The 13,489-nt window shown below is 35.8% G+C and carries 10 protein-coding genes and 1 tRNA gene; 7 read left to right on the forward strand and 4 right to left on the reverse strand.

Going from position 1 to position 13,489, the window contains the following annotated elements; all coding sequences use genetic code 11:
* The first annotated feature begins 93 nt into the window (after positions 1–93).
* From ACODST_RS03625 to ACODST_RS03640, 4 genes are all read left to right on the forward strand, one after another.
* Positions 94–176 (forward strand) — tRNA-Leu (locus tag ACODST_RS03625).
* A gap of 343 nt (positions 177–519) precedes the next feature.
* Positions 520–2,226 (forward strand): S8 family peptidase, encoded by a 1,707-nt coding sequence (locus tag ACODST_RS03630; protein WP_488930756.1) that lies wholly within the window; start codon positions 520–522, stop codon positions 2,224–2,226.
* A 155-nt stretch (positions 2,227–2,381) separates the two neighbouring features.
* Complete coding sequence (locus ACODST_RS03635) at positions 2,382–3,536, forward strand: DUF6438 domain-containing protein (RefSeq protein WP_488930757.1); 1,155 nt, start codon at positions 2,382–2,384, stop codon at positions 3,534–3,536.
* 181 nt (positions 3,537–3,717) lie between these two features.
* Entirely contained in the window at positions 3,718–4,140 is a 423-nt protein-coding gene (locus ACODST_RS03640) for a helix-turn-helix domain-containing protein (RefSeq protein WP_488930758.1), read from the forward strand.
* A gap of 424 nt (positions 4,141–4,564) precedes the next feature.
* Here ACODST_RS03640 and ACODST_RS03645 read toward each other — a convergent pair whose 3' ends face one another.
* On the reverse strand, positions 4,565–5,206 hold the full coding sequence (locus ACODST_RS03645) for a hypothetical protein (RefSeq protein ID WP_488930759.1): 642 nt from the start codon (positions 5,204–5,206) through the stop codon (positions 4,565–4,567).
* Positions 5,207–5,338: 132 nt separating this feature from the next.
* Here ACODST_RS03645 and ACODST_RS03650 point away from each other — a divergent pair, with 132 nt between their 5' ends.
* A complete protein-coding gene (locus tag ACODST_RS03650; RefSeq protein ID WP_488930760.1) occupies positions 5,339–5,842 on the forward strand; it encodes a hypothetical protein in 504 nt (167 codons plus the stop codon).
* Positions 5,843–5,909: 67 nt separating this feature from the next.
* Here ACODST_RS03650 and ACODST_RS03655 read toward each other — a convergent pair whose 3' ends face one another.
* Genes ACODST_RS03655 through ACODST_RS03665 form a run of 3 tightly spaced genes read right to left on the reverse strand, consistent with a single transcriptional unit; the run spans position 5,910 to position 11,787 of the window.
* Positions 5,910–9,047: a T9SS type A sorting domain-containing protein gene (locus ACODST_RS03655; RefSeq protein ID WP_488930761.1), complete on the reverse strand. Its 3,138-nt coding sequence runs from the start codon at positions 9,045–9,047 to the stop codon at positions 5,910–5,912.
* 35 nt (positions 9,048–9,082) lie between these two features.
* Positions 9,083–9,844 (reverse strand): LytR/AlgR family response regulator transcription factor, encoded by a 762-nt coding sequence (locus tag ACODST_RS03660; RefSeq protein WP_488930762.1) that lies wholly within the window; start codon positions 9,842–9,844, stop codon positions 9,083–9,085.
* Between the two features lie 11 nt (positions 9,845–9,855).
* A complete protein-coding gene (locus ACODST_RS03665; protein ID WP_488930763.1) occupies positions 9,856–11,787 on the reverse strand; it encodes a tetratricopeptide repeat-containing sensor histidine kinase in 1,932 nt (643 codons plus the stop codon).
* Between the two features lie 287 nt (positions 11,788–12,074).
* Between ACODST_RS03665 and ACODST_RS03670 the strand changes: the two genes are divergently transcribed.
* Both ACODST_RS03670 and ACODST_RS03675 read left to right on the forward strand, forming a co-directional pair.
* Complete coding sequence (locus ACODST_RS03670) at positions 12,075–12,845, forward strand: hypothetical protein (protein WP_488930764.1); 771 nt, start codon at positions 12,075–12,077, stop codon at positions 12,843–12,845.
* A 119-nt stretch (positions 12,846–12,964) separates the two neighbouring features.
* Positions 12,965–13,465 (forward strand): tetratricopeptide repeat protein, encoded by a 501-nt coding sequence (locus tag ACODST_RS03675; protein WP_488930765.1) that lies wholly within the window; start codon positions 12,965–12,967, stop codon positions 13,463–13,465.
* Positions 13,466–13,489: the final 24 nt, after the last annotated feature.

Here is a 13,489-nt window from a genome sequence, read left to right on the forward strand (position 1 = left end):
AGCACATCACTTTTAATGATGGGGTCCTGGGTTCGAGCCCCAGTCGGGTCACAAAGGTCGGGTAATTTTTTTACTCGGCCTTTTTTCTTTTAAGGCCACGTGGAGAAACGGTAGACTCGCCATCTTGAGGGGGTGGTGCTCGTAAGGGCGTGTGGGTTCAAATCCCACCGTGGTCACTTTACAATTAAAAAGCCTGAGAATGTATATTCTCAGGCTTTTTAATTAATGCAACGATTAACATTACATCTGTATGTATTTTAAAATCGACACAATGATCTAAACTAAACTCTGCTTTTTCCATAAATCAAAATATTTTTCTTTCTTTTCCAGTAAAGCATGATGTTTTCCTGACTCAACACAGGAAAATTTTATCTGGAAAAATTTGAAGCAGCAAAATTAAAAAAACTTACATTTAACTGTTGGAGGAGATAAAAAAGATGGCGGTTCATCACAACGCTGCAACTAAATCACTTTATACAGCCATATACAGGTAAATTTTATATCATCATAAAATAATTTATGAAACCATTTTACATTATAATTCTATTTTATTTCTTTTTTGCAGGTTGCAGCTCAGTAAAAGAAGCAGATATTTCTAAAACTAAACTCAAACTAAAGAAAGATCTAACGCCTTTACAGTTACAAACATGGTATCAAAAGGATTATCAAGACGATACTATCCCCGGTATTTCGTTAGATAAGTGGTATCGTTTGAATAAAAAGAAACCAAAACACGAAACCATTACAGTAGCTATAATAGATACTCAAATTGATATAAATCACGAAGATCTAAAAGGGCAGCTTTGGACAAACAGTAATGAAATTCCAGGTAATGGAATTGATGATGATCAAAATGGCTATATAGATGATGTCAATGGATGGAGCTTTACCGGAACCAAAAACGGAGGATATGTAGTCTGGAATAGATACGAATATGTTCGTATTGTTCAGGAATGGGGACCATTATTTAAAGATAAAACAGAATCTCAAATTGATCCTAAAGATCTATATAAATATAATGAATATCATAGAGCATCAAAAAAACTAATAGAAAAAGACAAATATTACAAAAATTGGTTTCAATCCTTAAATCATAGTGTCATGATTTACCCTTTGGTAAAAGACACTTTAAAACATTTTTTCCCAAAAGAAGATTATACCTATGAGCAATTGGATAGTCTCTATAAAAAACACAAAATAAATGACAAAACATATAGACAAAGACGAGACGATAACGATAAAGATTTAGGTGCTTTAATTGATTACATGATGGTTAATTTAGAAATTGATCAGAAGGCATTGCAAGACATAGTAGACAAACAAACTCAACTTGATTCTGTTGTAAACAAAAACCTCAATGTATACTACAACGAACGTCTATTGATAGGAGATAATCCAAATATTCTAGAAAAAGGATATGGAAATAACAACATAAGCAATAATAAAGCCGGCCATAGGCCAATTCAGGATCATTGTACTAAAATGGCTGGAGTAATTGGAGCTAACAGAGAAAATAATTTAGGAATAAAAGGAATAATTCAAAACGTTAAAATTATGCCTTTAAATATTTCACCTTCAGGGGACGAACATGATAAAGATGTTACTATGGCAATACGTTACGCAGTAGATAATGGTGCAAAAATTATTAATATGTCTTTTAGCAAGGAATTTTCATTACACAAAGATTGGGTTGAAGAAGCATTAAAATACGCAGAAGAGCATAATGTGCTTTTAGTTCATTGTGCAGGTAATGATGGAGTAAATATAGATAAAAGTCCTCTTTATCCAAATGATAGTGATTTTGAGAATTCTAAAGAATTTTGTTCCAATTTCATCAATGTTGGATCTGTAACTCACAAATTAGACAATACTTTTGTTTCGGATTTTTCTAACTACGGCAAGCAAAATGTAGATTTATTTGCTCCGGGAGATGAAATATATTCTACAGCTTCACAAAATAGCTATAAATTTGATTCCGGCACCTCCTTCTCAGCACCAATGGTTTGTGGTACGGCAGCTTTAATCTGGTCATATTATCCCAATTTTACGGCAGCCCAGGTTAAACAAATTATTATGGATTCCGGGACTGCTTACAATCTAGAGGTCATCTTACCCGGATCCAAAGATAAAAAGGTTCTTTTTTCTGAATTATCTAAATCAGGAAAGGTTTTAAATGTATACAGTGCAATGCAGCTTGCAGAAAAAGTAAGCAGAGGAAAAAAATGAAACAAAATAGTTTTTTATCGAATAAACAAATTAAAAATAATTATTCGGATAAACTGTACTTACTTTAAAATTCCATCTGCACATATAACTTTAAAATCCTTTATATTTACTAAGCAATAAGACTTAAGTATCATAATAACCGTAAATATAAATTTATGAAGCAAAAAATCATATTATACGGCATAACTGTCCTCTTTTTATATTCCTGCCAGAAAAATAACGACGCACAGCTAAGCAAAGACATTCTTGGAGAGTGGATGTATATTAAGACTGTCGATCTGAGCAAACCGGTAAAAAACAATAATCACAGAATACCGCCTCCCCCACCTCCGCCGCCTTTCGGTTTTCACAGAGAAGGCTATATTTTTTTAGAAAATAACAACTGCGAAAACAAGTCCGGTTATTTTAAAACAATCGAAGGAAAGGAAAGAGAAGAACAAAGAACTATTTTTCTGGGAACCCAAACCCAGTTTAAAATTGAAAACGATAGTTTAAAGATTTTGAATTTAAACGATAAGACCTGGGAAAATCAAAAAATAAGCTCAATCACTGGCGACACTCTCACAACGCAGACAGGCGACAGTTTGTTTGCTAAATATGCCAGAACAAACTATAAAATTGACCCCAATGAAAATTATGACAAGATCATCGTTTCCTCTTCCGGCTGTTTCGGTACCTGTCCTGTTTCCAATATAAGCGTTGACCATACTGGTAACATTTTCTTTTATGGACAATATTATACTACTCAAACCGGTATTTTCAAATCTAAAATTACTCCGGAAGAATATCAAAAAATCCAGACCCGTTTTAAAAAAGCCGGCATAAAAAATCTTAAAGACAGTTATGACGCAAACTGGACAGATGACCAGACGGTTACTGTAACTTTTATTAAAAACAATAAAATCGTAAAATCGATCAGTGATTATGGCCGAAATTCCACAGCCGAACTGATTTGGGCGTATGTTCCTCTAAACTATTTATATCAGCAGCTAAAACTGACTCCTTTAAAAGCAGAAAAACCTTTTTCATCATTATCGAGGATAAGCTTTACAAAAGGAAACCAAATTTGTGATCTTTTGAAATCAGAGAGTTTTTACCTTCTGACAGAAATAATCAAGGGTAAGGAAACCGTTTCTAAATTTGAAAACAAATATCAGATTGAATTCTGGAACGATCAGGACAAAAAAGACATCATTTATACCGATGGCAGGTATTTTAAATACAAAGACAAAACCATCGATATTGGTTATAATTTTTTAACCGCAAATGATCTGATGAAGAAGTTTAGAACCAAAGACCAATACGACTGATAAATGATTCTGTTTCTAAAATTACAAACCCAAAGCTTTATTTGTATGAAAAATTGTATTTTTACTTCCGTTTAATTCACAAAAATTATTTTTACTGAATTCTTATTCCGTACAATACAGGCGAAATCAGGTATCGTACTATTTCTTAATTTTTTTTATCGATAATTAGTATCTTTGAATTATGAGCACAGTAACCAAACCAAACCATATAGGGCGCAAAATAAGCCGTATTCGTGAACTAAGAGACATGAAACAGGAAGCTCTGGCACAAGCATTAAACATTAGCCAGCAAACCATTTCTGCAATCGAGAACAGCGAAACTGTAGAAGACGAAAAACTAATCGAAATAGCAAAAGCATTAGGCGTAAGTGTAGAAGCAATAAAGAATTTTTCTGAGGAAGGCGTCTTTAATTATTTTAACAACTTTTATGATAATGATATTAGTGGTAGTATCGTTAATGCTCCACACTCAAATCATTGTTCATTTAATCCGCTTGATAAATTAATCGAATCACACGAACAGCAAATTAAACTTTATGAACGCCTAATTAAGGCCGAAAAAGATAAAGTAGAATATTTAGAAAAATTACTAAAAGTAAAATAAACTTCTATAACTCATTTCATAAAAGCCTTTCAGGATCAGCAGATTCTGAAAGGCTTTTTTATACAGAACAAAATCCATTTCTCAGATTTATCCCTGCTTTGTTTTTTTATTCTTTTTACGATCGATATAGATAAAGAATGCCAAAAAGAACACCGAAACAAATAAGATCAGCACTCTAACAGCTGCAAGTTTAATATCCACATTCATTCTGTAAGGGTTTATTGCAAAAGCATCTGTACTTATAAACTGTACTAAACAGTAGATAAAAAACAGGAAGAAAAACGAGGCTAAAACTTTAAAAATATATCGATTCATTTTTTAAGCGATAATTGGGGTATTTTTTTAAACTCTTCTCAAAAGCATTAGTTTTTACCTGTATTACATCATTTTCCTGTTTCGGGCAATTAGCAGGTCATCAAACCCTTTACTTTTCTCTTTTTAAGTTTTCTGTTTTTACAGATTCCTCAATAACTTCATCACAAATACCGTCCAGCTTCACCAGCATAAGGTTATTGTTGGCTTGATAATTTATATTAGGAGATTCTGGAATTGACGTCAGATTGTATGTATTAAAAAATTTCTGAAATTTTACCAAATCTTTGTAAAACCAAAAATACCTTAAAGGCGAATGATTTCTAATCGAAAGAAAAGAATAAACTTTACCATTTGAGATTGAATCCGGCTTAAGTTTATATCTTTCGACCTCATCCTTTTTTATGTTTTCAAAATTTGCAGTGTAAAAATCGATGACTTTTGTGTCTTTAAGTTTAATTGGAATAAAACCACCGCAATTATCAATCACTTTCAACCAGGAGTCATTGTTTTTCTTCCAAAAAACATACATTTTATAGTAGTATCCTTTTCCTATGCAATAATCGGCATCATTCCTGTTAACAATTCTGGCCGTTCCGTACTGAATATGTTTAACCACAAAAAAATCGGTTATTTCCTTTCTTTTCAGTTCTTTCCGGATGCCCCTGATATAATGATCTGTTTTGTCTTTTGAATTTTGCGCAAAACTCAAATTGGAGGTTATAAAAACTAAAATTAAAACGTATTTCTGCATTATTAATAATGTGATAAACGATCTGAAAGATTCCTGCATTAACTTCTTAAAAAGTAACAATCCTTCTCCTGATTAAACTTTTCCCTGTCTTAAAAATAGCTCAAAAGTAATATATTTGAAAGAAAAAATGGGATGAACAAAATAGAAGCCATTCAGGATCAAATTAACGACAATGTCAACTGGAACTTTCTCAACTATCAAATAGATGGCTTATTACTGGGCGAAGAACTTGATAGACTTTATTCTGGCAATGGCTATAATGAACTCATTCCTACACTGGTTTACTGGATGGAGCGGGAAGACGAAAAAGAAGTGGTCTGGAAACGGATTCTGCCAGATGAAAACGAAACAGCTGTTTGTCCCATTTTAATGTGCCCGGACGACAATGACTTTTCCTGTACCTTAATCGTTGCCGAAATTAAAAATTATGGCAACATGATACAATGGAAAAGAATGGGAATTGACAGAACAACTGAATGGGAAGCCGAAAAAGCAGGCTCTAAAGTAGATTGGTTTGATAGTTTTAAAGAACTAAATTTTACCCCTAAAGAGTATCAAACGATGCTTGAAAAATTCAGAGAGCGGCTAGAGACCGATAAAATACAAATTGAAGAGGAAATCAAACGAAGATTATGAAAAAAGCCTCTCAAAATCAACTGACTCTGAAAGGCTTTTGAACCAGAATAAAATCCTGTACCTAAATTTATTCCTTAATAATCTTTTGTAACGAAATTCCTTTTTCAGAAGTAATTCTAACGAAGTACAATCCGTTTGATTTATCCGAAAGGTTAATCTTAGAACTGTTTTTGTTTTCCATTACAGACTGCAGTATTCTTCCCTGTACATCAAACAATTCTATTGATTTGATCGTCGTGTCGCAGTTAATAAACACCTCTCCTTTTGTTGGGTTTGGATATACGGCAATGCTGCTGTCTTTTTCAAAATCTTTATTTCCTAATGATTTAAAAATCGTTTCGGCTGTATTGGTATCAATGCCTTCATTATAATCAAAATAAATCGTCGCTTCTTTTTCTACCTTATCGCCCGGCCCTAAATCAATGAGCGTTTTAATTTTAAAGAGGATGTTGCCATGTCCGCCTACTGGTGGATCTTTTTTAACGCTCAGATTTATCTTCTGAAATATAAATGAGGCCACATTTCCCTTTACCTCAACCTGTACGTCATGAGACGCATCGAGCAGCTGGAGTGAGTTAACATCGTATTTCGTTTCATCAATCACAATTTTCACCACTACATTTTCGGCTTCGGCGGTTCCGGTGTTTTCAAAATTAACTCCATAATGCAGATATTGTCCAATCTCCGACGGAGAAACGCTTTCACCTTCCAGACAGGTAATATCATTAGGGTCATAAGAACCTATAATTTCCTGATTAAACACAAACTGATTATCATCCGGATTATTATCGCCTGCAACAGGATTTATAATGGCCGTAAAGTTTAAAATATCTCCTAAATTGGCCGGAGGAACCTGCGTTGGTGAATTTACGTTTAAGGCTACATAAATTCTTCTGGTTTCAAAAGGCAGTAAATTGGTATAATTCCAGTTTATAATGCCCGGAGTCTGTACATTGGGCATTGTAGTTGCCAGCGCATAATGCAGCACATCCTGATTATAGGTAAAGTTTACTGTTCCGTTTAATGTCTGATTGCCTTTATTGCGTATTAGGATTTCGTACCAGGCCATAAATCCGGGTTTGGCAGGATAAAGAGGCGCTATTATAATTTCGGCATCGCTGCTTACCCCTGCGGCGCTTATACAAAAATCCTGTACCGTAGTGTTGTTGTTACTATTGGCAAACGTAACCTGAGGTGCGGCAGGTAAAACCGAAAAGAAAGCCGGATTCTCAACCGCTGTTGTAATATAAAAACTGCCCGCAGGAGTATAAAAAGTATATTTACCATTTTGATCCGTAAACGCAGCATAAGAAGCAGCACCATCCAGAAGATTCACTTTTACATTGGCCTGTTTAGAATCGGCGGCATCACAGCCGTTGTTATCAACATCAAATGCCAGTGTCCCCGTTATAGTATTATAGTTTCCTCCCGGAGTAAAAGTACAATACGAATTGACCACCACACCAGACATGCCCTGTCCCGTTAAATAACTTTTGGTATCGGCCGTATAAGCTTCGTCCTGACAGACAAAAATCAAACTGCTGTTTGTGCTGTTAATAAAAAAATCCTCGTCTCTGCCATTCTTAGCAAAGATCATTTTCAAATTAGGATTACCGTTGGCCGTAAGTGCCTCTAAACTGAACAGATTAGAAATATCTATATTTTCCAGAGCGGTATTTGTAAAATTCAAAATTTTAAGAGCAGGGCTGTCTGAAAAATCAACAGCGGCAATAGGTACCTGAATACAAAACAAACTGGTGAGGCCGCTGCAGCCGGTTAAATTTAAAGAACTAAGATTGCTGTAACTACAATCGAGCGTTTTCAAATTAGCCAGTCCCGATACATTTAAAGAAGTCAATGGTGCTTTATTGGCAGCACTTCCGGCAATCGAAAGTGTTTCGAGAGCTGTACAGCCCTGAACATTTATAGTGTTAAGCACTTCACTAAAATTATTGATAGAGGTCAGCGTACTGCAATTTGAAAAATCGGCTGTTACCAAAGGAACGTTCGGAATATAAAGGTTTTTCAGTGCCGTACAGCCAGACAGGTTTAAACTGGATGCCGGATTATTATTAAAATCCAGAATTTCCAAAGCCGCTGCTCCTGAAAAATTCAAAGACGAAACCTGATTATTGCTTAAATAAACATTCGTTAAATTTGCCGTCCCGCCCAGACTGAAATCAGAAATAACATTCGATACAGCTCTAATCTGTACTAAAACTGATGATGCACTCAAATCCAGTACCGAAAGCTGGTTGTTGGAGCAATCGATCGTCAAAAGTGATGAGCATCCGCTAAGGTTTAAATTGGTCAGAACATTATTCTTAACGTTTACGATCTGCACCGCACTACAACCAGATAAATTAAGGGTTGTAAGTGTATTGTCCGGCATCTGAAGACCATCTAAAGCCGTACAATTCTGGAAATCGGCTGTTTCCAGTTCATGATTAGCCAAAAATGTCGCCTGCGAAAAATTAAGCAGTGTACAGCCCGAAGCGTTTACATGTTTTAAAGTCGGATTATCGGTAACCGAAAAGGTCGTCAGCTTTGTTAATCCGGATACTTTCAAATCAGTCAGTTTATTGTCAACCACATTAAAAAATTCCACATTCGGGCAGCCGGTTAAATCCAGTGCCGTTAAAACATTGTCTTCTAAATACAATTGTTTTAAAGCCGGAAGACCGCTCACATTTATGGTTTCAAAAGCAGGGTTCCGCTGCGCCAGAATATTGGCCAGATTAGCACAATTAGAAATGGTAAGGGTAGTCATTACGTCATTTTCCATAAACGAAACCCCGGTTAATCCCGTCATTCCCGAAACTGTTGCGGTTGTCAAAACGGGGCTTTTTACATAAATCGTTTTGAGATTAGGCATGCCGCTCAAATTGATCGAAGTCGTGCTGATGCCGTTAAAACCTAATTCGGTTACATTGGTAAAACCTTCAATCCCTTCGATACTGGTTACAGCATAAGCATTAGTACCTTCTATCCAGAGTTTATCAATCAGGGCTGCTTCAGAAACCTGAATCTGGTTGTCAAAATTGGTATCGATTCTTGTAACAGCAACACCGCCTGAGTAAGCTGTAAAATTAGCCGATCCGCCGTTTACCAGCATTGCCTTGAATGTTTGATCGGTAAAAGTCAGCACCTGCCCCTTCATTCCCACAGCAGCGAGTAATAAAAGTATAAGTAGTTTTCTTTTCATATTGTAATGATGTTTTTGGTTATTGGGGAGAATAGTTAAAGCGCATTAATTAATTCCTGCAGTTTTTCTTTTTTACTCTGTGCTATCGGAATATTAGAATTATCAGCCATAATCACATATCCGCCGTCTGTTTTTATATACGATTTGAGATAGGACAGATTAATTAAATGGGACTGATGAATACGTTCAAAACCATGTTCTGAAAGCAGTTCTTCATATTCCTTAAGCGTTTTTGAAATCAATACAGGTTTATGATTTTTGATAAAGAATTGTGTGTAATTAATTTTTGCTTCACAGCGAATGATATCCGCTACTTCAAATAAATGAATGCCATCGCTGGTAGAAAGTGCGATACGTTTAAAATTATCGACTTTTTTCCGGATGTTTTCCAGCAGTAAATCAATGTTTTCAAAAGAATTGTTTTTACCAACAGCTTCCTTAATTTTGGCCATGGTCTGCTGCAGTTCTTCCGGATCAACAGGTTTCAGGATATAATCCAAAGCACTGAATTTAAATGCCTTTAATGCGTATTGCTCGTGCGCCGTGATAAATACGATATGAACATTTAGTTTTCCGTTTACTTTGTTTAATTTTTCCAGAATATCAAAACCGGTTCCGTCAGTTAAATGAATATCCAGAAAAACGACCTGGGGTTTTGTTTTTTCAATCACGGCAATTCCGGTTTTTACACTTTCGGCTTCGCCCACAATTAAAATATCATTTGTATAGCGGTTTAAAAGCGCTTTTAAACCGGTTCGCAAATGCTGGTCATCCTCTATTAATACGGCTGTTATCATCTATTTAAAATTTAAGGTATGTACTGAACAGGCAGCTGCAACACTACTTTTGTTCCTGTTTTTTTATGATCTGATTGTAATTCCGTAATTTCAATCTGTGCGGGTTTAGAAGTCATGGATTCCATTATTTCCAGACGTTTTTTGGTAATTCCCAAAGCCATCGACTGATGTGCTGTGACTGAATTCTCCTTTAAATGTTTCGATTCGGTCAAACCGATTCCGTCATCTGTAATGGTGCAAATCAGTTTTTCATTTTCAACATCAAAATCGACTTCAATTTTACCGCTGCCTTCTTTTGGTACGATTCCGTGAAGAATCGCATTTTCAACAAAAGGCTGAATCAGTAAAGGCGGCAGTCCCATATTAAATTCCACTCTTTCGCTCGATCGTATTTCAAATTCAAATTTGTCATGAAAACGCAGTTTCTCCAGTTCCAGATAATTCTGCAGGCTTTCTATTTCTTTATCAATCGGAATCAGGGAGCCTTTGGAATATTCCAGCGTCAGCCGCATTAATTTTGAAAATTTAGACAGGTATTTCAGGGCTGAATCTGTACCATTTTGAACAATAAAACTGGATATCGAACTCAGGCAGTTAAATACAAAATGCGGGTTCATCTGTAAATGCAGGGCTTTCTGTTCGTACTCTGCCACTTCTTTTTTGAGTGTAAGCTGGCGTTTTACCTGCATTCTGTTGTAAATTACCAGAATTAAAGCAATCAAAAGCACCGCTCCTAAGATTGAAAAAATAATAAACTGAATCTGTCTTTTGTTTTTTTCAGAAAGCAAAGCTTCTTTCTGCTTGTATTCATAATTCACTTCGGCAAGGGCAAATTTCCGGCTTGTTTCTTCATTCAGTATACTGTCACGTGCCGCTATGTAATTTTTGTAATGCTGTAATGCCGCTTTAGAATCCCCCAAAGACTCATACAGTTCGCTTACTATTTTTTCGGAGTGAAAAGTCTGGTCCGGCACTTCTATTTCTTTGGCATAAGCCAGTGATTTTTCGGCAAAAGGCAGTGCCTCCTTATACTGCTGTTGTTTTTGAAGCAGACCGGCAATGTTGTAAAGTGCCAGAGAAGCGCCAAATTTATTCTGCAGCTCATCATATAAATTCAGCGATTTTATATAATATTCTTTTGCGAGCGTTTCATTATGCTGCTTTTTATAATAATCTCCCAGATAGTTGCACAAAAGGGCAAAACCCCGTTTATTGTTATTGTTTTCAAAAAGCTTCTTTGCTTTTTCATAATACGAAAATGCATTTTGATACTGGCCTGTTTCAAAATAAATTACCCCTATATTGGTATAAGTCACAGCTGCATTTTCTTCTCCCAAAGCCAGCTGGATTTTAGAAGCCCGTTTAAGATAGTCTAATGCCTTGGGATAATTTTGCTGCGATTTGTAGATAATACCAATATTATTGAGTGTTTTTGAAACATTCTTCTGCTCCTCAATTTCCTGATACAATCGGAGCGCTTCCTCATAATTTTTTAAAGCCAGCGTATGATTGCTCTGTTCCGAATAAACCACACCCGAACTCGCATATGTACGGGCAAGGCCGCTTTTGATTTTTTTATTAGAATCTTCCGGAAGTATCTTTTTAAATCCCTGCCGGGCTTTTTCAAAATACCGAAGGGCATCAGGATATTTTCCCAGAATAATCGAAGCATTTCCTTTGTTGACATACGCAGAAGCAAGTCCAAATGTGTAATCCGTTTTTAAACTAAGTACCTCCGCGTTTTGAGCATAGAAAAAAGTAGAATCCGGATTGGTCTCTTTATACAAATCGGCAATTTTATTGTACTGACTGATCTTTGAGGTATCCATTTGAATATGGCTCAGTACTCTTTTTAAGCTGTCGATCTGCTGGCTCTGCGCATAGATCATACTGCTTAAAATAAGAAAGAAAAAGAAAATCAGGAAACGTAATTTGGGGCTCACTATTTTTTATTTTACTTGTTCTGAGACAAATGTATAATATGTTTTCTAGTATTAGAATATGATTTATTATTTATCCGTTTCGGATTATTATTTGATTCTTTTGGGTTATTTGCAAAGCCGCTGACTCTGCCAGTCCTTACAGCATATACGCTTATTCTATTTTTACGGCTGTTTCCCTTTACCCTTTTTAAACTTCTTCAATCTGTTTACAGACCAACTTACTTTTTTTGTACCTTCATACACTAAATTCAGCAGAATTTTCCTAATCTCTTTTAACGTTAATTGTTATGGGAAGAATACATTTATTCGAATTTGAAGATCAAAAATGGTTTCCCGTTTTTTTAAGAAACTATATCACTGACTTTTTACAGTTTCTTTCGAACAAAAGCGGAATGTACAAACCAGTTGTCCCTTTAATCACTTCTATTTTGAAGGAGAACCAATCCAATACCATTATTGATCTGGCTTCAGGAGGTGGAGGCGGACTGATCTGGCTAAACGCTGAACTACAAAAAGAAATCCCGGATCTAAAAATTATCCTGACTGATTATTACCCTAATATTCCGGCTTTTGAGTACACCAAAAAACAGGCTGATAATTTTGAATATATACCTAAATCTATAGATGCCCGAAACGTTCCGCCTGAACTCAAAGGTCTTCGGACACAGTTTCTTTCCTTACATCATTTTCGCCCTGCCGATGCTGCCCGGATTCTGCAAAATGCAATCGATTCAAAATCAGCGATCGCTATTTTTGAAGTTCAGGAAAGAAGTTTCCCCAGCATACTGGCTATGATTTTTTCTCCGCTCAGTGTTTTACTCACCACTCCTTTTATACGTCCTTTTAAAATTGGACGTATCCTTTTTACTTATTTTATTCCGATTGTTCCCCTGTTTGTTTTGTGGGACGGAATCGTTTCGTCTTTAAGGACGTACTCTGTAGCAGAAATGGAGAACCTTGTCAAAAATCTTCAAAACAACGAAACCTACAACTGGCAGATCAACCGCGTAAAATCAGGCCCGGGCGTAGTGCTGTATCTGATTGGCACTGAAAAATAAATAGTCCGCATTAAAACAGAATATTTAATCACGTTTTTTTTACAAAAAAGTATCGTCCGAAAAGGAAAACTTCGCTAAATTCGTTCGAAATAATGAATCACTAATCCCAAATTAGTTTTATGAAAAACCTACTATTAGCATCATTTCTCATGATCGCCTGCTCTTCATGGGCACAATCTGCAACCGGCTACTTTGACAGAGCCATGAAAAAGGCCGAAGCCGGTAATACCAAAGGTGCCCTTGCCGATTATAATCTGGCAATTAAAATGAGTCCTAAGTTTGTTGAAGCTTATCAAAACCGCGGTGTTGCCAAATACAAACTGAATGACTTAAAAGGGGCTTTCGCCGATTTTAGTAAAGCCATTGAACTGGACAGCATGAATGCCGATGCCTTTACCGGACGCGCCAATGTTAATTTCAAATTATCAAAATTCGATGAGGCCATCGAAGACTGTACTTCTTCATTAGGTTTAAACCCAAAAGATTATATTGCTTATAATTTAAGAGGACTGGCTTATAATCAGATTGGAGACAAAACCAACTCCTGTAAAGATTTCTCCAAAGCAATCGAACTGGGAAGTCAGAGTGCCATTAAAAACAGAAGCACTTTTTGTAAATAATAAATCAAAATCGTTTTAACAGGA

It is taken from the genome of Flavobacterium sp. FG19 (genome assembly GCF_057809475.1).